The sequence below is a fragment of the Streptomyces sp. NPDC049687 genome (genome assembly GCF_044465285.1).
Classification (GTDB): domain Bacteria; phylum Actinomycetota; class Actinomycetes; order Streptomycetales; family Streptomycetaceae; genus Streptomyces.
This window is the reverse complement of the sequence record NZ_JBITLN010000018.1, coordinates 1-20213: the sequence shown is the minus strand read 5'-3', so window position 1 is coordinate 20213 and position 20213 is coordinate 1. Positions and strand designations below refer to the sequence as shown.

Annotated in this window: 18 protein-coding genes, 1 rRNA gene and 2 pseudogenes; 10 read left to right on the top strand and 11 right to left on the bottom strand. The window is 70.6% G+C overall.

What is annotated here, in order from left to right:
* Positions 1 to 200 precede the first annotated feature (200 nt).
* Positions 201 to 785, top strand: a complete 585-nt coding sequence (locus ACIBVL_RS37540; protein WP_399104719.1) for a GNAT family N-acetyltransferase — start codon at positions 201 to 203, stop codon at positions 783 to 785.
* Between the two features lie 70 nt (positions 786 to 855).
* Complete coding sequence (locus ACIBVL_RS37535) at positions 856 to 2040, top strand: winged helix-turn-helix domain-containing protein (RefSeq protein WP_399104717.1); 1185 nt, start codon at positions 856 to 858, stop codon at positions 2038 to 2040.
* A gap of 6 nt (positions 2041 to 2046) precedes the next feature.
* On the opposite strand, the gene ACIBVL_RS37530 is transcribed toward ACIBVL_RS37535, so the two are convergent.
* The 4 genes from ACIBVL_RS37530 to ACIBVL_RS37515 form a co-directional block, all read right to left on the bottom strand.
* Positions 2047 to 2802 (bottom strand): response regulator, encoded by a 756-nt coding sequence (locus ACIBVL_RS37530; RefSeq protein WP_399104715.1) that lies wholly within the window; start codon positions 2800 to 2802, stop codon positions 2047 to 2049.
* A gap of 207 nt (positions 2803 to 3009) precedes the next feature.
* Positions 3010 to 3702, bottom strand: coding sequence for a ribosome hibernation-promoting factor, HPF/YfiA family (hpf, locus tag ACIBVL_RS37525; RefSeq protein ID WP_399104713.1), 693 nt, complete (start codon positions 3700 to 3702; stop codon positions 3010 to 3012).
* Positions 3703 to 4015: 313 nt separating this feature from the next.
* Positions 4016 to 5080: a ComF family protein gene (locus ACIBVL_RS37520; RefSeq protein ID WP_399104711.1), complete on the bottom strand. Its 1065-nt coding sequence runs from the start codon at positions 5078 to 5080 to the stop codon at positions 4016 to 4018.
* Between the two features lie 134 nt (positions 5081 to 5214).
* Entirely contained in the window at positions 5215 to 5352 is a 138-nt protein-coding gene (locus tag ACIBVL_RS37515) for a hypothetical protein (protein ID WP_399104709.1), read from the bottom strand.
* On the opposite strand from ACIBVL_RS37515, the gene ACIBVL_RS37510 reads away from it, so the two are divergent.
* Complete coding sequence (locus ACIBVL_RS37510; RefSeq protein WP_399104707.1) at positions 5351 to 5632, top strand: hypothetical protein; 282 nt, start codon at positions 5351 to 5353, stop codon at positions 5630 to 5632. The two genes, ACIBVL_RS37515 and ACIBVL_RS37510, sit on opposite strands and share 2 nt — an antisense overlap.
* Positions 5633 to 5703: 71 nt before the next feature.
* Here ACIBVL_RS37510 and ACIBVL_RS37505 read toward each other — a convergent pair whose 3' ends face one another.
* The 4 genes from ACIBVL_RS37505 to ACIBVL_RS37490 all read right to left on the bottom strand — a co-directional run bounded on the left by ACIBVL_RS37505 (position 5704) and on the right by ACIBVL_RS37490 (position 11456).
* Complete coding sequence (locus ACIBVL_RS37505; protein WP_399104705.1) at positions 5704 to 7539, bottom strand: LpqB family beta-propeller domain-containing protein; 1836 nt, start codon at positions 7537 to 7539, stop codon at positions 5704 to 5706.
* A complete protein-coding gene (mtrB, locus tag ACIBVL_RS37500) occupies positions 7529 to 9619 on the bottom strand; it encodes an MtrAB system histidine kinase MtrB (RefSeq protein WP_399104703.1) in 2091 nt (696 codons plus the stop codon). Before mtrB ends, ACIBVL_RS37505 begins: the two co-directional genes overlap by 11 nt.
* 1 nt (position 9620) lies before the next feature.
* The gene (mtrA, locus tag ACIBVL_RS37495; RefSeq protein ID WP_199314651.1) at positions 9621 to 10310 is read right to left on the bottom strand and encodes a two-component system response regulator MtrA; all 690 of its coding nucleotides are present in this window, start codon (positions 10308 to 10310) and stop codon (positions 9621 to 9623) included.
* Between the two features lie 957 nt (positions 10311 to 11267).
* Positions 11268 to 11456 carry a hypothetical protein gene (locus ACIBVL_RS37490; protein ID WP_399104701.1) on the bottom strand — a complete coding sequence of 63 codons (189 nt, stop codon included), beginning with the start codon at positions 11454 to 11456 and terminating at the stop codon, positions 11268 to 11270.
* A 234-nt stretch (positions 11457 to 11690) separates the two neighbouring features.
* Here ACIBVL_RS37490 and arr point away from each other — a divergent pair, with 234 nt between their 5' ends.
* The gene (gene arr / locus ACIBVL_RS37485; protein WP_399104699.1) at positions 11691 to 12101 is read left to right on the top strand and encodes an NAD(+)--rifampin ADP-ribosyltransferase; all 411 of its coding nucleotides are present in this window, start codon (positions 11691 to 11693) and stop codon (positions 12099 to 12101) included.
* A 104-nt stretch (positions 12102 to 12205) separates the two neighbouring features.
* Here arr and ACIBVL_RS37480 read toward each other — a convergent pair.
* Positions 12206 to 12606, bottom strand: a pseudogene (locus ACIBVL_RS37480) (transposase family protein); the annotation flags it as partial.
* Positions 12607 to 12687: 81 nt separating this feature from the next.
* Here ACIBVL_RS37480 and ACIBVL_RS37475 point away from each other — a divergent pair.
* A pseudogene (locus tag ACIBVL_RS37475) lies at positions 12688 to 13013 on the top strand (conjugal transfer protein TraS); the annotation flags it as partial.
* 12 nt (positions 13014 to 13025) lie between these two features.
* Here the strand turns inward: ACIBVL_RS37475 and mtnA are convergent.
* Entirely contained in the window at positions 13026 to 14168 is a 1143-nt protein-coding gene (gene mtnA, locus ACIBVL_RS37470) for an S-methyl-5-thioribose-1-phosphate isomerase (protein ID WP_399104697.1), read from the bottom strand.
* Between the two features lie 140 nt (positions 14169 to 14308).
* Here mtnA and ACIBVL_RS37465 point away from each other — a divergent pair, with 140 nt between their 5' ends.
* The 5 genes from ACIBVL_RS37465 (at position 14309) to ACIBVL_RS37445 (ending at position 20030) form a co-directional block, all read left to right on the top strand.
* Positions 14309 to 15658, top strand: a complete 1350-nt coding sequence (locus ACIBVL_RS37465; RefSeq protein WP_399104695.1) for a glycerophosphoryl diester phosphodiesterase membrane domain-containing protein — start codon at positions 14309 to 14311, stop codon at positions 15656 to 15658.
* A 166-nt stretch (positions 15659 to 15824) separates the two neighbouring features.
* Positions 15825 to 16538 carry a DUF4129 domain-containing protein gene (locus ACIBVL_RS37460; RefSeq protein WP_399104927.1) on the top strand — a complete coding sequence of 238 codons (714 nt, stop codon included), beginning with the start codon at positions 15825 to 15827 and terminating at the stop codon, positions 16536 to 16538.
* The gene (locus ACIBVL_RS37455) at positions 16535 to 17731 is read left to right on the top strand and encodes a DUF4350 domain-containing protein (RefSeq protein WP_399104693.1); all 1197 of its coding nucleotides are present in this window, start codon (positions 16535 to 16537) and stop codon (positions 17729 to 17731) included. Before ACIBVL_RS37460 ends, ACIBVL_RS37455 begins: the two co-directional genes overlap by 4 nt.
* Entirely contained in the window at positions 17728 to 18720 is a 993-nt protein-coding gene (locus ACIBVL_RS37450) for an AAA family ATPase (protein ID WP_399104691.1), read from the top strand. Before ACIBVL_RS37455 ends, ACIBVL_RS37450 begins: the two co-directional genes overlap by 4 nt.
* Entirely contained in the window at positions 18720 to 20030 is a 1311-nt protein-coding gene (locus tag ACIBVL_RS37445) for a DUF58 domain-containing protein (RefSeq protein WP_399104689.1), read from the top strand. The genes ACIBVL_RS37450 and ACIBVL_RS37445 overlap by 1 nt, the downstream gene beginning before the upstream one ends.
* A 100-nt stretch (positions 20031 to 20130) precedes the next feature.
* On the opposite strand, the gene rrf is transcribed toward ACIBVL_RS37445, so the two are convergent.
* Positions 20131 to 20213 (bottom strand): 5S ribosomal RNA (gene rrf, locus ACIBVL_RS37440); the annotation flags it as partial.

The following is a 20213-nucleotide window of genomic DNA, read 5'->3' as shown; positions in this document are numbered from 1 at the left end:
ACCCCGCCACGCCGGGAGGCCTGCCGCGGCGAGGACCGCACACTGTCGCGCACATGCTCCAAAATCTTCTCCACACAGGACAACGTCCACCCCCCGCCGATAGTGCCGCCCACACCCCACGAATTGCGCGAATTGTGATCACCCGCTCACCCTCGGCAAACGCGTGGCGCCCGCCGTGCACCCCCCACCACAATCTCCCGATGGAGCCCGTCACCCTCACCACCGACCGCCTGGTCCTGCGCCCCGTCGGCCCCCACGACACCGACGCCGTGTACGCCGCCGCCCAGGACCCCGACATCCAGCGCTGGACCACCCTCCCCTCCCCCTATCTCCCCGAACACGCCCGCAGCTTCACCGAACAACTCGTCCCCGAAGGCTGGGCCAACGCCTCGATGTTCACCTTCGGCGTCTTCCTCCCCGACGGCCCCCTCACCGGCATGCTCGCCCTCACCATGCACTCCCTGGCCACCGCCGAGATCGGCTTCTGGACAGCCAAGGAACACCGGGGCCGCGGCTACACCACCGAGGCCGCGCTCACCGCCGTCCGCTGGGCCTTCACCCACCTCGCCGTCGACCGCGTCGAATGGCGCGCCGAAGTGGGCAACACCGCCTCCCGCGCGGTGGCCGAACACGCCGGCTTCACCCTTGAAGGCACCCTCCGCTCAGCCGTCAACAACAAGGGCGTACGCCGAGACTGCTGGGTCGCCTCCCTCCTCCCCTCGGACCTCGGCCTGCCCTCCACCGCACCGTACTTGCCGGCACCGACACCGTCCGACGGCGACTGACGCACACCCCCATCGGCCGAACCCCCAGCCCACCCGCCCACTGTCAGACCCACCACCTATCGTGCGACGCATGACGACCCCGCCCCCCGCCACCGAGCTCTCCGCGGACGAAGCCCGCCGCATCGCCCTCCGCGCACAAGGCTTCCTCGGCGCCCCCAACCGCAAGGCCGGCGTCCGCGGCATCCTCCGCCATCTCGGCGCGGTCCAACTCGACACCATCTCCGTCCTCGCCCGCTCCCACGAACTCATCCCCTACGCCCGCCTGGGCGCCGTGGGCCGCAAGACGGTCGAGAACGCCTACTGGAAGGACACGCACACCTTCGAGTACTGGTCCCACGCCGCCTGCATCCTCCCCATCGAGGAATGGCCCCACTTCGCCTTCCGCCGCCGCGCCTACCGCAACCGCCCCCACTGGAACCACGACCTCCCCGAGGGCACCTACGACCAGGTCATCAAGCAACTCCGCGCGGAAGGCCCCCTCACCGCCACCGAACTGGGCGGCGCGAAGAAGACCAGCGAGTGGTGGGACTGGTCCGGCACCAAGGTCGCCGTGGAACGCGCCCTCATGTACGGCGAGGTCGTCTGCGTGGAACGCCGCGGCTGGAAGCGCCTCTACGACCTCGCCGAGCGCGCCGTCCCCGCCGACCTGCTGCACGACGAACTGGACGACACCGAATGCCTGCGCCGCCTGGTCCGCCTGGCCGGCCAGTCCCTCGGCGTCGGCACCCGCGCCGACATCGCCGACTACCACCGCCTCAAGGGCGAACAGGTCGACGCGGTGATCGCCGACTCGGGCCTGGTCCCGGTCACGGTCGAGGGCTGGGGAAAGCCGGCCTGGGCCGACCCGGAGGCGCTTGGGACACCCCCGCGCGGCCGCCACCGCACCACGCTCCTGTCCCCCTTCGACTCCCTCATCTGGGAGCGGGCGCGCACCGAGCGGATCTTCGGCTTCACCCACCGCCTGGAGGCCTACGTCCCCAAGCCCAAGCGGATCTACGGCTACTTCGCCATGCCGGTCCTGGCCGGCGGCCGGCTCGTCGGCCGCGTCGACCCCGCCCGGGAGGGCCGCACCCTGGTCGCCAAGCAGGTCACCCTGGAAAACGCCAAGGCGGTCCCCGCGGTGGCGGAAGCGCTGGTCGAGGCGGCGAGCTGGGTCGACTGCACGGACGTACGTGTGGAACGCGTGGACGCCCCCGAACTGCGCGACCCCCTCACCAGGGAGGTCACCCGCGCCCTGGTCACCGCCCTGCGCTGACCGAGGTCACCGGATCTCGAGGATCTTCTCCCGCATCGCGTACACCACCGCCTCCATCCTGGAGTGCAGCTGCAGCTTCTCCAGGATGTTGCGCACATGGTTCTTCACGGTGTTCTCGGAGATGAACAACTCCTTGGCGATGTCCCGGTTGTTCATCCCCGTCGCGACCAGCTTGAGCACCTCGAGCTCACGGTCCGTCAGCCGCGGCGCGGGCACCAGCCGACGCTCGTCGGTCCGCTGGATCATCGACTTGAACTCGGTGAGCAGCTTCGACGCCATCGACGGGCTGATCTGCGACTGCCCGTCGGCCACCGCGCGAATCGCGGTCGCGACCTCGTCGGTCGAGATCTCCTTGAGGAGATAACCGGTCGCGCCCGCCTTGATCGCGTCGTAGAGGTCGGCCTCCTCGTCGCTGATCGTCAGCATGATGATCTTCGCGCTGGGGGCCACCTCCTTGATGGAGGTGCACGCCTCGATACCGCCGCGCTTGGGCATCCGTACGTCCATCAACACGATGTCCGGCAGCAGATCGGCCGCCTTGTCCACGGCCTCCGCGCCGTCGCCCGCCTCACCGACGACCTGGATATCCTCCTCGGCGGCGAGCACGATCTCCAGCCCCCGGCGGAAAAGGGCGTGGTCGTCCACGACGAGGACTCTGATCGGCTCCTTGCGTGAAGTGCCGTCATCGCCCGCGCCCGGGCCCATGCCGACGACGCCGTCGTGGGCATTCTCGTCATGCATCGGTCCGAAGCTGTCCGCCATCGTTCCTCCCCCTGAAGGCTGTGGCCGTGATTCCTGAGCCATCGCCAACCCAAGGCAACGACCCACCGGTTGGGTCGCCCTTGCCATGATTCCATGCCGAGACGACAACGCGGTGACGGTGCGCTGCCGCAAGGGGTCGCACACGGGTGCCCCTGGGGGCGCACACCGCGCTCCAGGGGCACACCGCTCAGCTGTCACCGGGCCGGGTCAGCCGCCCAGCGCGCCACCCGCCTCGGGGGAGTGCGCCTGCGCGACCATCGGGTCCGTGTCGAGATGGATCACGCCATAGTCGTAGGCGTGGCGCCGGTAGACGACGCTCGGCTGCTTGGTTTCGGAGTCGACGAACAGATAGAAGTCGTGGCCGACCAGTTCCATCTCGTAGAGGGCCTGGTCGAGCGTCATCGGAGCGGCGACGTGGGTCTTCTCGCGGACGACGAGGGGGCCATCACCCTGTACCTCCAGCGAACCGATCTTCTTGGTCGGCACACTGTCGGACGCTTCGGCCGGCACGGGGTGCCCGTTGCCGTTGAGCGTCGCCACGCCCGGGACGTGGTCGGGAACCTCTGCCGCGCTGAGCCGGCGCGAGCCGCGGCGCGTGTAACGCTTGTCGTGCTGCTTGCGCAGCTGGGCATCCAGCTTCTCCGCCGCCAGGTCGAGTGCCGCATACGGGTCACTGGCCGCTGCCTCCGCCCGGATCACAGGGCCCCGGGAGCGGAGCGTGATCTCCACTCGGTCGCACCGGTCGGCCTGTCGGGGGTTGGGCTCCTTGGACACCTCGACGTCGAGGCTGATCACCTTGCCGTCGAGCTTCTGGATCTTCTCCAGCTTCAGCTTCTCGGCCACGTGCTTGCGGAACCGCTCGGGCACCTCGGTCTTGCGGCCCTTGACGACGATGTCCACGCAGAACTCCGTTCCCGGAACGCTCCGCCTCACTGCGGAGCGTCTCCCTTTTGCACCAGGCTCCGGTGAGCACCGGAACCTCGGACTTGGTGACTTCCACCTCCTCCTCCCCCATGGGCGAGATCTACACCCCAGGTGCTGCGGATCATTACCAAAACCGCAGCACGGCATTCGGAAATGTGAGGTGTGGCCTGCGGCATTCCCTCACAACCGAACATATCTCGCCCGGACGGATGTCGTCACCCTCTACTGCGGCGTACCTCCGTTCAGATGAATTGACCCTCTCATTACCTGCAACGACGCAAGATCTCAGTCAGTTCCGGTTTATTACGAAGGAATCCGGAGGCGCCGCGACCACGGCAGCGCAGAGCACCTCGCCACCCCGGCCCACGCCCGCCGCCCCGACAGCCACCCCGCCGACCCCTCCCTCCCCCGTTGGGGACGGCTGTACCCCTCCGCCTCCCCGAGACACACCCGGGCACACAGCCGACACACCCTCGCCACTCGCGAGGCCCCCTTCTTCACAACCCGCCCACCCCACCTCACCCCCTGCCCCGACCATGCCCAGCCGCCCCACCGACCACGCCGGCGCCGCCATCCCACCACGCCTCTCCGCCCACCCCGCACGCTCCGCCGCCGTCGCCGCCCGCACGGCACGCGCCGCCTCCGCGAGCGAGGCACCCGTCGTCACCAAGTCGTCGACGAGCACCACCGCACCACCACACAGCACGCGCCCACCGCCCGGCACCACCGCCAGCGCGCCCGACAGGTTGTCCAGCCGCTGCCGCGAGTTCAGCCCCGCCTGGTCGGCCACCGTTCGCCGCTGCCGCAACACCCCCGCCACCCGCACCGGCAGCCCGGCCCGCCGCAGCTCACCCGCCGCGGAAAGCGCGAGACGCCGCACGGGGTCATGTCCGCGTGCTCGGGTGGCGGCGGGGGCGGAGGGGACGGGGACGAGCAGTAGGTTTCGCGGGGGCGGGAGGGCGTTCGGGGGCGGGAAGGCGTTTCCTGGGGGCAGGAGCACATCTCCCGGGGAAGGGGGCCCCTCCCCCACCCCCACCCCCGCCTCCCCCAACCCCACCCACACCGCCCCCGCCAACGCCACCCCCAACGGCCGTGCCAGCGCCAGCCCGCCGCGTTCCTTGTGGGCGAGCAGCACGGCCCGTACCTCGTCCGCGTAGCGTGCCGCCGCGTGCACGACGGGCAGCCCGGCCGGCTCCGGCACCGGCCGTACTTGTCGTGGCGGGTTCCCGCCGAGCGCGGCACGGCACTGCGGGCAGAGCACCGTACGGGCCCGTCCGCAGCCCCCGCACTCGGCCGGCAGTACCAGGCCGGCGAGTTCCTGCCACCACCTGCGAACGCCTTCCACGTCGTCCACTGTGCCGACATCCGAGTGGTCCGGCCACCCCTGTGGAAAACCGCCCGGGGTGCCTGTGGAAAACCAGTCGCGGAGTTCCGTCCAAAGGCACCGCGGCCGTCAAGAATGGCAGCTCAGCCCGTTAAGCGGATGTCTCACGTGGTGAGTTTCGCGAGCTTCTTGCAGTAGGTGAGGACGGCGGCGAGACCGAAGAAGGCGAGGAAGCGGGAGCCCTTCCGCTCGTACCGGCCCGGCAGGTCCGCGACGAACTCGCCCGCCAAGAGGCAGGGCATGCTTCTGGTCCTGGCCGCACGGGACGGCGCACGCCTGGAGGCGGCGGCCAAGCGGCCGCACGCCGAGCACGGGGCGCAGGTGTCGACGCTCGCTCCGGACCTGTCGCACCAGGGTGCTCCTTCCCGGCCGGCCGAGTGGCTGACGGGTGCGGGAACCGAGGTCGACGTGCTGGTCAACCATGCCGGCGCCGGCCTGATGGGGCCGGTCGCCGAGGTTCCGCGCCCGTCCCGGATCTATGACACCCCACCAGGAAGCAGCACCGTGGCCGACTCGATGTGACAACCGGCCTGCTTTGGTGACATCTGCCATGGCCTCGGCTCATGCCTCACCTGAGGTGGAATGGAGAAGGATCAGCCCGGATAAAGCGCGACGGAAGAGGTCTCCTTCAGCGTTCGCCAGCCGCTCCCGCCGGGCAGCCACAGCAGCCCGTCCTTGGAGGTCGCGAAGAGGGGGGTCTCGCCGTACTCGGAGGCGGCGATGCTCGTGACCTCGGTCAGGCCGGGCATGGTGCCGGACTCGGGGATCGAGCCGTCGCACTGCACGTACTGCACCTGTTCGACCCCGCCGGACTCCCGCCCGACGACCACGAGCCGGCTGTCACCGGCCCACGCCACTGCCGTGACCTGCTCCAACTCCGGGGTCGCGGAGCGCAGTTCCTGCACGGACACGGACGGCCGGTCCCCGCTGCCCGCCGCCCGTTCGATCCGCCCGATGAGGAGGGACTGCTTGCCGTCCTTGTCGACGACGAGCGCGATCCGCACCCCGTCGGCGGCCACGCGCACGGCGTCGATACGTCCGTCCAGTCGCGGGGTGAGCACCTCGATGGGCTGACCCGCGCCCTTCTGCAGCAGGAGCAGCCGGGGGTCGGCGGGGTCGCGGTCGGCCACCCACAGGTCGCCCTGGGCGTCCCAGGTCGGCGTGGTGAGCCGGTCGTCCTCGGTCTTGCCGGCGCTCTGCAGGACGGCCTCGCCGAGCGAGGCGCCGGCCGTGAAAGAGGTGACGTAGAGGGTCTTGCCGTCGAGGGCGACTCCGGCGGCGCTGTGCTCGTCGCGGGCCACGGCCACCGAGCGGAACGTCTTGGCGCCGTCGCCGAGCGCACCGGGGACGGGGTCGGCCTCGGCGTTGCCGCCGGCGCTGCTCGCCATGCGGACGAGCTTGTGGTGGCCGTCGATGAAGTACAGGTATTCGGGGCGGGTCTCGGAGCCGCGTGCTGCCACGGCCGCGGCCTCGCGCTCGTTGAGGGAGCACAGCTGTCCCCCGCCCGCCCGCAGGGCGATCTCCTCCACAGTCGGGGTGAGGCTCTGCAGGGTGAACAGCAGTTGGGCGGCCATCTCGTCGCACTTGGCCCGCCCGATGTGGGCGGCCTTGTCGTTGAGCGGCACGGTGAGCTTGTTCTGGTCGTCGGGCGTCAGTGCGGTGACGCCCTTCTTCAGCGCCGCACCGGTGGGGAAGCTGGATCGGACGACGGGCCGGAGCCAGCTGGTGGGTCCGTTGAGCACGGAGCGCACCATCTGGGTCATGGGGTCGACGCGTTCACGGACATAGACGGGGTCGGCGACGGCCATGGGCTGGCCGTAGGTGGCGGACTTGGTGTCGGAGGCGAAGTAGTACTTGTTGACCGACATGTAGTTGCGCTGGAAGTCCGACTTGCCCATGACGACGCCCTGGGGGAGCGCGTCGATGCGCCACTGTTCGGTCTTCTTGTCGTGTGTGAGGTGCACCGTCTTGGCGTAGCCGCCGGAGGCGGGGGCGTACGACTGCTGGTCGTCGACGGTGGCGACCTTGGTTCCGGTCAGGGTGAACGAGTAATCGTCGCCCTCGTCCCGGCCACCCGGCCGCCCGGCTTCGGCGCCCGGTCCGTCGGCCAGGACGGTGGTGGACTGCTCGGGTTCCCAGCTCCGGGAGGCCTCGCTGGTCAGGTACTGCCGTGCGGTCGAGTAGCTGGGGTCGTCGCTGGTCAGCGCCTCGAGGAAGCCCTGGACGATCTCCGAGGGCGGTGCGTCGTCACGGGGTGGCATCGCGAACACCCGTACCTGGGTGTCCTGGCGGGGTGTGGACTCCACGCCCTGCAGGTCGCCGCTGTCGGGCATCGAGGCGCACCCGGCCAGCAGGACGACGCCACAGACGGCGTACGCCACCGCGCGCCCCGGCGTGCGCCGGTTGCCTCCCTCGCGGTCAGCGCCCACGGAATGCCTCCCCTTGCTGGTCCGGGCCCTGCGGTCCGGCGTCCGGCCGGTCCGGGGTGTCGCTCTGTGCCGTGTCCGTCCGTTCCGGAGCGGTGTCTCGGGCCGGTTCGTCCGGGCGCCGGGCGCCCGAGGCGTGCCGGGGCACCACGCGTGCGCCGTTGCCGGGCAGCGCGGTCGGGTCGGCCGTGGGTGCCACCGTGGTCATGCGGGGCGTGAGCGGGGCTCGCGCGCCCGAAAGCTGATCAGCGGCCGGCCGGACCGGCACTGTGGCGCTCTTCTCGTCGCCCCGGCCGGGCCGACCGGTGTCGTCGAGTCCGCGGTTGCGCCGCGAGTCCTTGGGCTCGAGCGGTATCGGCGAGCCGCGCAGCGGCTCGTCCGCCGTCCTGGGCAGCGTCAGACGGAACTGTGAGCCGCCGCCGGGCTCGCCCCAGGCCTGCAGCCAGCCGCCGTGCAGCCGGGCGTCCTCCAGGGCGATGGAAAGCCCAAGGCCGGTGCCGCCGGTGGTACGCGCGCGTGCCGGGTCGGCGCGCCAGAAGCGGCTGAAGACACGGGTGGCCTCGCCGGGCTTGAGTCCGACGCCGTAGTCGCGTACGGCGACGGCGACCGCGCCGCCCGCGGCGGCCAGTTTGACGACGACGTCCTTGCCCTCGCCGTGCTCGACGGCGTTGACGACGAGGTTGCGCAGCACTCGCTCAACGCGGCGGGCGTCGGCCTCGGCGACGACGGGCTGCTGGTCGCCGAGGACGCGGATGGTCGTGTTCTTGCGCTCGGCGAGGGGCGCGGCCCCGCTGACGACACGCCGTACGACCTCTCTGAGGTCGATGGGCTCGGCCTCCAGGGCGGCGGCGCCCGCGTCGAAGCGGCTGATCTCCAGCAGGTCCGCGAGCAGCGACTCGAACCGGTCGAGCTGGTCGGCGAGGAGTTCCGCGGACCGCGCGGTGACGGGGTCGAAGTCCTCGCGTGCCTCGTGGATGACGTCGGCGGCCATCCGCACGGTGGTCAGCGGTGTCCGCAGTTCGTGCGAGACGTCGGACACGAACCGCCGCTGCATCCGTGACAGGTCCTCCAGCTGCTGGATCTTCAGCTGGAGGTTCTGCGCCATCTTGTTGAAGGCCTCGCCGAGCCGTGCGATGTCGTCCTCGCCGGTGACCTTCATCCGTTCCTGCAGCCGCCCTGCGGACAGCCGCTCGGCGATCCCGGCGGCCATCCGCACGGGCGTGACGACCTGCCGCACCACGAGCCAGGCGATCGCGCCGAGGAGTACGACGACGAAGAGCCCGGCGGTCGCGAGGGTGCCCTTGACGAGGCTGAGGGACTTCTCCTCCTGGGTGAGCGGGAAGAGGTAGTACAGCTCGTACGGGTCGCCGTTGGGGTCGTTGACCTGCTTGCCGATGACGAGAGCCGGCTTGGTCTCGTTGACCTTGCTGTAGATGATGCGGGTGTAGCTCTGGGCCGCGCCGGTGGTGGTGTTGACGCGTACGCGCAGGTCTTCCGGGACGCTCTTGTTGGGGTCCACGCCGCCGGAGGCGCGCGGTCCGCGCCCGCCGCCGCTGTCGTCGCCCGGGGGCAGCGTGACCACGTCGAAGGCGCCCTGGCCGCCGCTGGACAGCGACGACACGAGTTCGCTCATCCATTGGATGACGTTCTGCGAGGAACGGCCGTCCACCGCGGTCCCTTCGCTGCCGTCGGCCCCGGCTGCCTCGTCCGCCTTCTGCTTGGCCACGGCGAACCCCCCGGTGGCCTGGCTCTGGGAGGCCTTGACCTTGGCGTCGAGGAGTCCGTTGCGGACCTGTCCGATGACGACGAAGCCCAGCAGCAGGACGACGCCCAGGGACATCAGCAGTGTGGTGGCGACGACTTTGAGCTGGATGTTGCGCCGCCACAGCCGCATGACGGGCAGCAGCGGCCTGCGTACCCAGCGCAGCAGCAGGCGCAGGACGGGGCTGCCCTGCATTCCGCCCTGCAGCAGCCCGCCCTCGAGGAGGCGTCCGAACCGTGAACCCATCGTCTTCCGGCCGACAGGCCGCTCCGGTCGGGCCCCGGACCGGCCGGGGGCCGAAGCGGCACTGTCCCCGGACATGTCAGCTCGGTCCCGCCTTGTAACCGACGCCGCGGACGGTCACCACGATCTCCGGTCGCTCCGGGTCCTTCTCGACCTTGGAGCGCAGCCGCTGTACGTGCACGTTGACCAGGCGGGTGTCGGCGGCATGCCGGTAGCCCCACACCTGTTCCAGGAGCACCTCGCGGGTGAAGACCTGCCACGGCTTGCGTGCCAGGGCGACCAGCAGGTCGAACTCCAGCGGCGTGAGCGCGATCGACTGCCCGTCCCGCTTCACGGAGTGTCCGGCCACGTCGATGAGGAGGTCACCGATGGCCAACTGCTCCGGCGCCGGCTCCTCCGACCTGCGCAGCCGCGCCCGGATACGGGCCACGAGCTCCTTCGGCTTGAACGGCTTCACGATGTAGTCGTCAGCGCCGGACTCCAGCCCGACGACCACATCGACGGTGTCGCTCTTCGCCGTGAGCATCACGATCGGCACTCCGGACTCCGCCCTGATCAGGCGGCACACCTCGATACCGTCCCGCCCGGGCAGCATCAGGTCCAGCAGCACCAGATCGGGCTTCGCCTCCCGGAAAGCGGCCAGCGCCTTGTCGCCGTCGGCTACGAAAGACGGCTCAAAACCTTCACCACGCAGCACAATGCCGAGCATCTCGGCCAGTGCGGTGTCGTCGTCGACGACAAGGACTCGTCCCTTCATAAACGACATCATCCCATTCTCATAACAGTGAAGGTGACGCAGGTGAGCATGGTCACTGGCCCGTGACCCTAGCCGTACTGGACCGTCACTGTCTGCCCCTGTCCGTCGCCGTCGATGTCAGCACTGATGTCAGGCGACGACCTGGGACCTGAAGGGTTCACCACAACCCGGATGGTCGTGGCCGTCTCGCACGCGCTGAGACGGCGTCGCACTCTGAAGACGTGACCGACGGCGACGCAAGGCGAGTCCGCGCGAGACGATCACGCCTGGTGTGGGCCGGCGCTGCCCTGATGTGTGTGGGTGTGGCTCTGCTCGCTGTGGTCATCTTTGGCGGTTTGAACTCGTCGAGCGTTTCGCCCCGGCCATCTCCCACGCCGACCAGCAGTCATGGACCAGCGCCGCCGTCTACTTCGCCGACCGGCAATGAGACGGCCGGCAGTCCGACTCCCAGCCATGCCTCCCCGTCCGGGACCACTCCTGAGCCCCCTCCTCATGCGTCCCCTCCTGGCACCACCAGCGACGAGTCTTCTGGCCCGCTGCCGCCACCGCCGTCAGCCCCTGTGACCATGACCGTCACGGTCATGGTCACAGCAACACAGACGGTCCTATCTGGGGGTGGTGGCGGTACAGCTGCAGGCAAATCGGGACTCGACGTCCCCGCAACCATCACCGCAGTCGCGGGGCTGATCACCGCTGGAGTCGGGGCAGCCTCTTTCTTCGCCGGAATGAAGAAGAGCCAACCACCAGCCAGGGAGTCCATCGCACGGTGATCATTAGAGGCTCAATGTCGGTGCAGCCGCTTCAGCCTGGAGTCTCCATGCCCGCTTGAGCTCAGTGGGGGCTCTGGCTTGGGCTGGTCTGCCGCTCACCTGCTCCCCGGGTGGAATGAGGCGCTCGGCGCTCTCAGCGTCGTCCACGCTTCTGGTGCGGTTGTGGTGCGCGCACTCGTCATCCACGCCCCGGAGCCGCCTACCGCTTCTGCGCTCTGTAGCGCTTCATCAGCGCAGTGATCCTTGCGGGGTTCGCCTGGCCGTTGAGCTCGGCCACGAGATCGTCGGGACACAACTCGTAGAGATCGCCCCACCATCGACATCCCCGGTTGTCCCAGATCCGGTAACCACCCGGCACGCCCCGGGCGACGTAGCGTCTCCTGCTCACGGTCCCCCATTCCTGGCACAACTCCGTGCCGTCCTTCAGCGAGTCACCCCCGGCGCGCGACCATACGCGGGCTGCGGCCAACCGGCGAGGCGGTATGCGAGTGCTGGCCCACACGCTTTCCCACTGTGTTGGTGCGGTGTTGGGCCGGGTGCAAGGCCGTTCACCTGGGGTTTCGTGCGAGCCGCCCTGGACAGTTCGCCGTCACGACGGCTTTGGTTTTGATAACCTGTGGTGATGGACGAGGCGTTGGACGAGGGGCCGTTCTTTCACGGCACAAAGGCCGAGCTGCGGGTCGGAGATCACCTCACCGCCGGTTTCCGTTCCAACTACCGGCCCGAAGTGGTGATGAACCACATCTACTTCACCGCGTTGCGTGACGGCGCGGGACTCGCCGCCGAACTCGCCGCCGGCGACGGGGCCCCGCGAGTGTATGTCGTCGAACCGACCGGGGAGTTCGAGAACGATCCAAACGTCACCGACAGGAAGTTCCCAGGCAATCCCACCCGCTCCTATCGCAGCAGGGAACCGCTCCGGATCGTTGGAGAGGTCACCGACTGGACGCGACAGACACCCGAAGCTCTCCAGATGTGGCGAGACCGCCTGGCCGCAATCCGTCTGGATGACCGCGCCGAAATCATCAACTGAGGACTGTCCCGCAACGATCTTGGAGTTGGGACAGGCAAGGTCGGCTGATCCGACTGGTTCACCTGTCCGGCGAGGGTGAGGTTGTGCAAGTGGGCCATGAAAGCGTGTCGGTTGCCCGGCACGTGTTGGCCGACCAGGACGACCAAGACGAGTGTCGGCGTCGATGACCACCTGAGGGATGTGGAATGGCGGTAGTTCTTCGACTGCTCGGCCACCTGTGATCACGGGTGGCCACCAAGGTGCCGTCGACGATGAGCACGGTGTTCCTACGGAACCACTTCCGCGGCCTGAGCGCCGGCAGCGGACCGAGGTGGTCGATAATCCGCTATGACGGCCGACTTGGAGACCCAGAACAGCGGGGCGAGCTGTCGCATCGTCAAGTTCGTGCCCAATATGCCATGACTGGCAGGACGCGGTCCTCCGGGACCAGACTCCAAGGGCGACCCCGCTGTTGATCTGCGCCCCGTTCGCGTCGTACCGCGGCTACCAGCTTGCCGAAACACCGTCCAGGACAGCACCCACGCCGTGATCACACCGGTCACAACGTGATCGTTTCACCTGGGACGAGGCAGCTGAGCAACCAGCCACCACGCTGATCCGCGTCGCCCAGCTCGGCCGCGCGGCCGGCATCCACCTCGAAGTGTGCGGACAGCGCTTCGGGTCCGAACTCGGCAAGGGCGCCACCGTGCTCCGCGCCCCGCTCACCGGCGGCATCTGCCACCGCGTGAACGACGAGTCGTCGGCGAACATGGCGTTCGCCGACATCTCACCTGAGGCGGTCCTCGCCGCAGCCGCCATCCCTGCCGAACGCCCCGGCATCGCGATCGTCGGCGACTCCTCCGGCGGCTGGTCCCGCGAACGGTCCCCGCACCTCACCTCGACGAAGCGGCGGCCGTCTGCCGCGCGACCTCCGCCTCAGCAACGTCAGCCGCTCGCCGCCGGACGCGCCCGCGCACAGAGCTCCGCGAGCCCCTCCGCCGTCACCGGCGAGACCGCGCCCTCCTCCGTCACGATCGCCGTCACCAGCTCCGGCGGCGTCACATCGAACGCCGGGTTGTACGCCTGGGTCCCGAGCGGCGCCACCGGGACCCCGCCTCCCGCTCCCATCACCGGCACCTGCGGCGCCATCAGCTCGGTCACCTCGAACCCGGGACGCTGTTCGACCTCGATCGACGCCCCGTTCGGTGTGTCCGGATCCACGGTGGTCACCGGCGCGACCACGATGAACGGCACGTGGTGGTAGCGCGCCAGCACCGCGAGGGGATAACTCCCGACCTTGTTCGCCACCGAACCGTCGGCCGCGATCCGGTCCGCCCCGATCAGCACCGCATCGACCTCCCCCGCCGCGAACAGCGAGCCCGCCGCGTTGTCCGTCAGCAGGGTGTAGCCCATGCCACTGCGCGCCGCCTCGTACGCCGTCAGCCGGGCGCCCTGCAGCAGCGGACGCGTCTCGTCCACCCACAGCCGCCGAAGCCGGCCCACCCGATGCGCGGCCAGCGCCACGGCGAACGCCGTCCCCTCCCCACCGGACACCAGCGAACCGGTGTTGCAGTGAGTGAGGATCCGATGCCCGCCGCCGGGCAGCAGCTCGTCGAGAAGCGCCAGCCCGTGCGCGGCCATCCGGACGCTGGCCTCGGCATCCTCCCGGTGCAGCTGACGCGCCGCCGCCAACGCGGCCAGCGCACCCTGCCCGGGGTCACCTCCTCTGGCCAGTTCCGCCCGGTAAGCGGCCCGGGCCCTGGTCACACCGACGGAGAGGTTCACCGCGGTGGGTCGTGCCCCGGCCAGCGCTGTGGCGGCCTCGTCCACGTCGAAGCCGCGCGCGGCGGCGAGCGCGACGCCGTAAGCCCCGGCGATGCCGAGCAGCGGCGCACCACGCACCGCGAGCGAACGGATCGCCTCCACCAGCGCCGACGCGTCCGTACAGACCAGTTCGACCTCCTCGGCCGGAAGCCTCGTCTGGTCCAGCAGCACCAGAACGGGGCCTTCGGGTGGCTCCTCCCAACGGATCGCCGGTATCTCGGCCGGCCGCTTGTCCTCACCGGATTGCGCGTACTGATCAGCCATGCGGTCAGTCTGCCCGCTGAACGGCAGACAATTGAAGGTGTCCAGCCCCTACCGCGGCCGATCTCCCCACGACCACCCCATGGCACGATGGCTGCCAACCTGCCACCGCGACCGCGGACGGGCACCGTGAAGGAGCGACGATGAACGACACTCCGGGCTGGGCCTCGCCCGGATCCGCCCCGTCCGACGGACGGCAGCCCGGCGCGTCCGAACCCGCCGACCAGCCGACCGGCCCGCAAACCGCCGACCAGCCGGGCGCGAATCCACCGAGCCCCGGCACGAAGTGGTCCAAGGAGCAGCCGCCGGCCAGCCAGTGGTCCGCGCCCGCAGGCCCCCGCGCCCCCGGCCAGACCCCTCCGCCCCCGCCCCCGCCGCCCGGCCCGAGCTGGGGCACCCACCCGGCCGCCGGCCCCGGCGGCACCTACGGCGGCGCCCCCAACGGACGCACCGCGTACGGCGGCTACCCCGGCTGGGGCAACGGCTGGGGCGGCCCCCCGCCGGCCGCGAAGCCCGGTGTGATCCCACTGCGCCCGCTGGGCGTGGGCGAGATCCTCGACGGCGCGGTCTCCACCATGCGCACCTACTGGCGCACGGTCCTGAGCATCTCGCTGACCGTCGCGATCGTCACCGAGATCATCGTCGTCCTGCTCCAGGGTCTGGTCCTGGAGCGCACCTCGGACACCTCCGCCCTCGGCAACCCGAACGCCACCCTCGACGAGCAGAGCAGCGCCATGGGCAACCTCCTGCTCAGCTCCGGTGTCATCCTCCTGATCACCCTGATCGGCACCATCATCGCCACAGCCCTGCTCACGGCCGTCACCAGCCGCGCGGTCCTCGGCAAACCGGTCACCCTCGGGGACGCCTGGCACGACGCCCGCCCACGGGTGCCCAAGCTGTTCGGCCTGATCTTCCTGCTGCTGCTCCTCACGGCCGCCGTGGGCGCCGCGGGCGCCCTGCCGGGCGTCCTCGTCAGCGCGGCCGGAGCCGACGAGGCAGGAGCCGCGCTCCGGGTGCTGGGCACCCTCGGCTCGCTCGCGGTCGCCCTGTGGCTGCTGGTCCGCTTCTCCCTCGCCTCGCCCGCACTGATGCTGGAGAAGCAGAGCATCAAGAAGGCGCTCGGCCGCTCCGCGAAGCTGGTCCGCGGCTCCTGGTGGCGGATCTTCGGCATCCAGCTGCTCGCCCTGATCATCGCCAACATCGTGGCGACGATCGTCGTCGTCCCCTTCGCCCTCGCCGGCGCCGCGCTGAGCGACAGCGGTCTCGCGGGCCTCGTCAACGGCACCGGCGATTACGGGTGGACGTACCTCATCGTCAGCGGCGTCGGCTCCGTGATCGGCTCCATGATCACCTACCCGATCGCGGCAGGCGTCGTCGTGCTCCTCTACATCGACCAGCGCATCCGCCGCGAGGCCCTCGACCTCGACCTGGCCCGCGCCGCAGGGCTCCAGGGCTACGGCTCCCCCGAAGCCGGAACGACCCCGGGGAGCTGATGCGGTGAGCCTGACGGGGGGAGTTGTCACAGCGCTGTCACTCCTGGGCGGCACCTCCACACGGGTGCCGCCCGGCTCGGCCGACGCGGCCCCCACAGCCCTGTCCCGCGCCCTCCCGCCGGCCCCGGAAGCCTGGTCACACACCCTCGGCACAGCCGCACACGCCCTGCTGCGGGCGACCGACAGCTCCCTGCTCTCACTGGCACGCTCGGGCGACGGGCCACCCGTGACCATCCCCCGCGATCCCGCACGGGAGGCGGCCCGGCGTGAACTGTCCAAACGCCTGTACCACGAGAACGACCCCAGCCTGCTCCAGCGCGCCCTGAACACATTCTGGGACTGGATCGGCGACCTCTTCGACACCGCGTCCACCGCCACCCCCGGAGGCACCCTCGGCGTACTGGTCGTCATCGCGGCCCTCGTGGCCGCCGTGGGCGCGCTGTGGTGGCGCCTGGGCACCCCTCGCCGCCAACCAGCCTCCACCGCCACCCTGTTCGACGACCGGCCCCGCAGCGCCCCCGAACACCGCGCGGCCGCCGAGGCACACGCCGCCCAGGGCCACTGGAACCAGGCCGTCCAGGAACGCGTGCGCGCCATCGTCCGCTCCCTGGAGGAACGCGCTCTCCTCGACACCCGCCCCGGCCGCACCGCCGACGAAGCCGCCGCGGAAGCCGGCCGCACCCTCCCCACCCACACCGACCGGCTGCGCGCCGCCGCCCGCGAGTTCGACGACGTGACGTACGGCGGCCGCAGGGCGACCGAGCAGGCGTACCACCGCATCGCCGAACTCGACCGCGACCTGCAAGGCACCAAACCCCGCCTCACGGCGAGCAGCACCCCCACCACGGCCCCCACCACCCGCCGGGGAGCCGCCGAATGACCACCGAGGCCACGCTCCCATCGACCTCGGCCTCGCCCACCGCCCGCCAACTGTGGCCCCGGGCCCGAGGACTCGCCCTCGCCTCCGCGCTCCTCCTGACGGGGGCCGTCGCGATCGCCACCCTCCAGTCCGACGCCCGGCACGGCGCCCTCGACCCCCGCTCCGCCGACCCCCACGGCAGCCGCGCCATCGCCGAACTCCTTGCCGACCACGGCGTATCCACCCGCGTCGTCACCACCCTCGCCGAAGCCCGCACCGCCGCAGGACCCGACACCACCCTCCTGGTCACGGCTCCCGACCTCCTGACGGAGCGACAGCAAAGGCGGCTGCACTTCACGACCGCCGACTCGGGCGGCCGTACCGTCCTCATCGCCCCCGGCAGCTGGTCCGTCACCACTCTCGCCCCCGATGTCAGCGCGGAGCCGGCCACCAGCCGCGGCGCCGCCCTCTCCCCCGACTGCGACCTGCCCGAGGCCCAACGCGCCGGCACCGCCGAAACCGGCGGCACCCGCTACACCACCCGCCGCCTCGACGCCGACGAGTGCTACCCCAGCCAGCGCCTCGCCACCCTGCTGCGCATCCCCGACACCTCCGGCAACGGCGACACCGTCGTCCTCGGCGCACCCGACATCCTCTACAACACCCGCCTCGCCAAGCAGGGCAACGCCTCGCTCGCCCTCCAACTCCTCGGCTCCCGCCCCCATCTGACCTGGTACCTCCCCTCGCTCTCCGACACCTCCGCCGGCGACCCGGGCGACGAGAAGAGCTTCCTCGACCTGCTCCCCTCCGGCTGGCTCTGGGGCACACTGCAACTCTTCGTCGCGGCAGCCCTCGCCGCCCTCTGGAGGGCACGCCGACTCGGCCCCCTCGTACCCGAAAAACTCCCCGTGGCGATCCGCGCCTCAGAAACCGTCGAAGGCCGCTCCCGCCTCTACCGCAAGGCCAACGCCCGAGACCGCGCGGCCTCCGCTCTTCGCTCCACCACCCGCACCCGCCTCGCCCCTCTCGTAGGCGTCCCCGTCGCCCAGGCGCACACGCCCGAAGCGCTCATTCCCGCCCTGTCCGCCCACCTCCACGGCGACGGACAGCCCCTGCACTCCCTTCTCTTCGGCCCGCCGCCCAGCGACGACACCGCCCTCATCGCACTCGCCGACCAACTCGACGCCCTCGAAAGAGAGGTACGCCGTCCATGATGGACCCGACCACTGACAACGCCGGGAACACCGGGGTCCCGGGCCGCGCCCGAGCCTCCCTGGAAGCCCTGCGCGCCGAGATCTCCAAGGCCGTGGTCGGCCAGGACCCCGCCGTGACCGGCCTCGTCGTCGCCCTCCTCTGCCGCGGACACGTTCTCCTTGAAGGAGTCCCCGGAGTGGCCAAAACGTTGCTCGTCCGCGCCCTCGCCTCCGCACTCGAACTCGACACCAAACGCGTCCAGTTCACCCCCGACCTCATGCCCAGCGACGTCACCGGCTCGCTCGTCTACGACACCCGCATCGCCGAGTTCTCCTTCCAGCCCGGGCCGGTCTTCACCAACCTCCTCCTCGCGGACGAGATCAACCGCACCCCGCCGAAGACCCAGTCCTCCCTCCTCGAAGCGATGGAAGAACGCCAGGTCACCGTCGACGGCACAGCACGCCCCCTCCCCGACCCGTTCCTGGTCGCCGCCACCCAGAACCCCGTCGAATACGAGGGCACCTACCCCCTCCCCGAAGCCCAACTGGACCGCTTCCTCCTCAAACTGACGATCCCTCTCCCCTCCCGCCAAGAGGAGATCGACGTCCTCACCCGCCACGCCGAGGGCTTCAACCCACGCGACCTCCGCGCCGCCGGCCTACGTCCCGTAGCAGGCCCCCGCGACCTCGAGGCCGCCCGCGCGGCGGTCGCCAAAACCACCATCTCCCCCGAGATCACCGCCTACGTCGTCGACGTCTGCCGCGCCACCCGTGAATCCCCCTCCCTCACTCTGGGCGTCTCCCCCCGCGGCGCGACCGCCCTCCTCGCCACATCCCGTGCCTGGGCCTGGCTGACCGGCCGCGACTACGTCATCCCCGACGACGTCAAAGCCCTCGCCCTACCGACCCTCCGCCACCGTGTCCAACTCCGCCCGGAGGCCGAAATGGAAGGCGTGACGGCCGACTCCGTCATCAACGCCATCCTCGCCCACGTCCCCGTCCCCCGCTGATGGCACTCACCGGACGCGCCGCCCTCCTCGCAGCCCTGGGCTCCCTCCCCGTCGGTATCTGGGAACCCGGCTGGACAGGCATCCTCGCCGTCAACGCCCCCCTCGCGATCGCCTGCGCCTGCGACTACGCCCTCGCCGCGCCCGTACGCCGACTGCGCATGACCCGCTCCGGCGACACCTCCGCGCGCCTCGGCGAGACCGCAGACGTCACCCTCACCCTCACCAACTCGTCCCGCCGCCCTCTGCGCGCCCAACTCCGCGACGCCTGGCCCCCCAGCAGCTGGCAGCCCGGCACCGAAACCGAGGCCTCCCGCCACCACCTGACCATCCCCGCCGGCGAACGCCGCCGCATCACCACCCGCCTCCACCCCACCCGCCGCGGAGACCGCCAAGCCGACCGCGTCACCATCCGCTCCTACGGCCCGCTCGGCCTCTTCACCCGCCAGGGCAGCCACAAAATCCCCTGGACGGTACGTGTCCTCCCCCCTTTCACCAGCCGCAAGCACCTCCCCTCCAGGCTCGCCCGACTCCGCGACCTCGACGGCCGCACCAGCGTCCTGACCCGAGGCGAAGGCACAGAGTTCGACAGCCTCCGCGAATACGTCCCCGGTGACGACACGCGTTTCATCGACTGGCGCGCCACCGCCCGCCACTCCACAGTCGCCGTCCGCACCTGGCGCCCCGAACGCGACCGCCACATCCTCCTGGTCCTCGACACCGGCCGAACCTCAGCGGGCCGCGTCGGCGACGCCCCTCGCCTCGACGCCTCCATGGACGCGGCACTCCTCCTGGCCGCCCTCGCATCCCGCGCCGGCGACCGCGTCGACCTCCTCGCGTACGACCGCCGAGTACGCGCCCTCGTCCAGGGCCGCACAGCACGCGACGTCCTCCCCTCCCTGGTCAACGCGATGGCCGCCCTCGAACCCGAGCTCGTCGAGACAAACGCCCGCACCCTCGCCGCCACAGCGCTCCGTACGGCCCCCCGCCGCTCCCTGATCGTCCTGCTGACCACCCTCGACACAGCCCCGACAGAGGAAGGCCTCCTCCCCGTCCTCCCTCGGCTCACCCAGCGCCACACCGTCCTGGTGGCCTCAGTCGCCGACCCCCACATCGTCCGTATGGCAGCCTCCCGCGGCACCGCCGACGCGGTGTACGACGCCGCATCCGCCGCCCAGGCCCAAAACGAACGCCATCGCACAGCCGAGCGACTCCGCCGGCACGGAGTCACAGTCGTCGACGCAATTCCGGACGAGCTCGCCCCGGCGCTGGCGGACGCATATCTGGCACTGAAGGCAGCGGGACGGCTATGACGTGCGCAATTGGCTCTCATGTGAGGGGCCCGCGAATCCGTCCGGCCCGGAAACGCAGAAAACCCCCGCACCGAAAGGTGCGGGGGTTTTCCCAAAGATTGTTCGGCGGTGTCCTACTCTCCCACAGGGTCCCCCCTGCAGTACCATCGGCGCTGTAAGGCTTAGCTTCCGGGTTCGGAATGT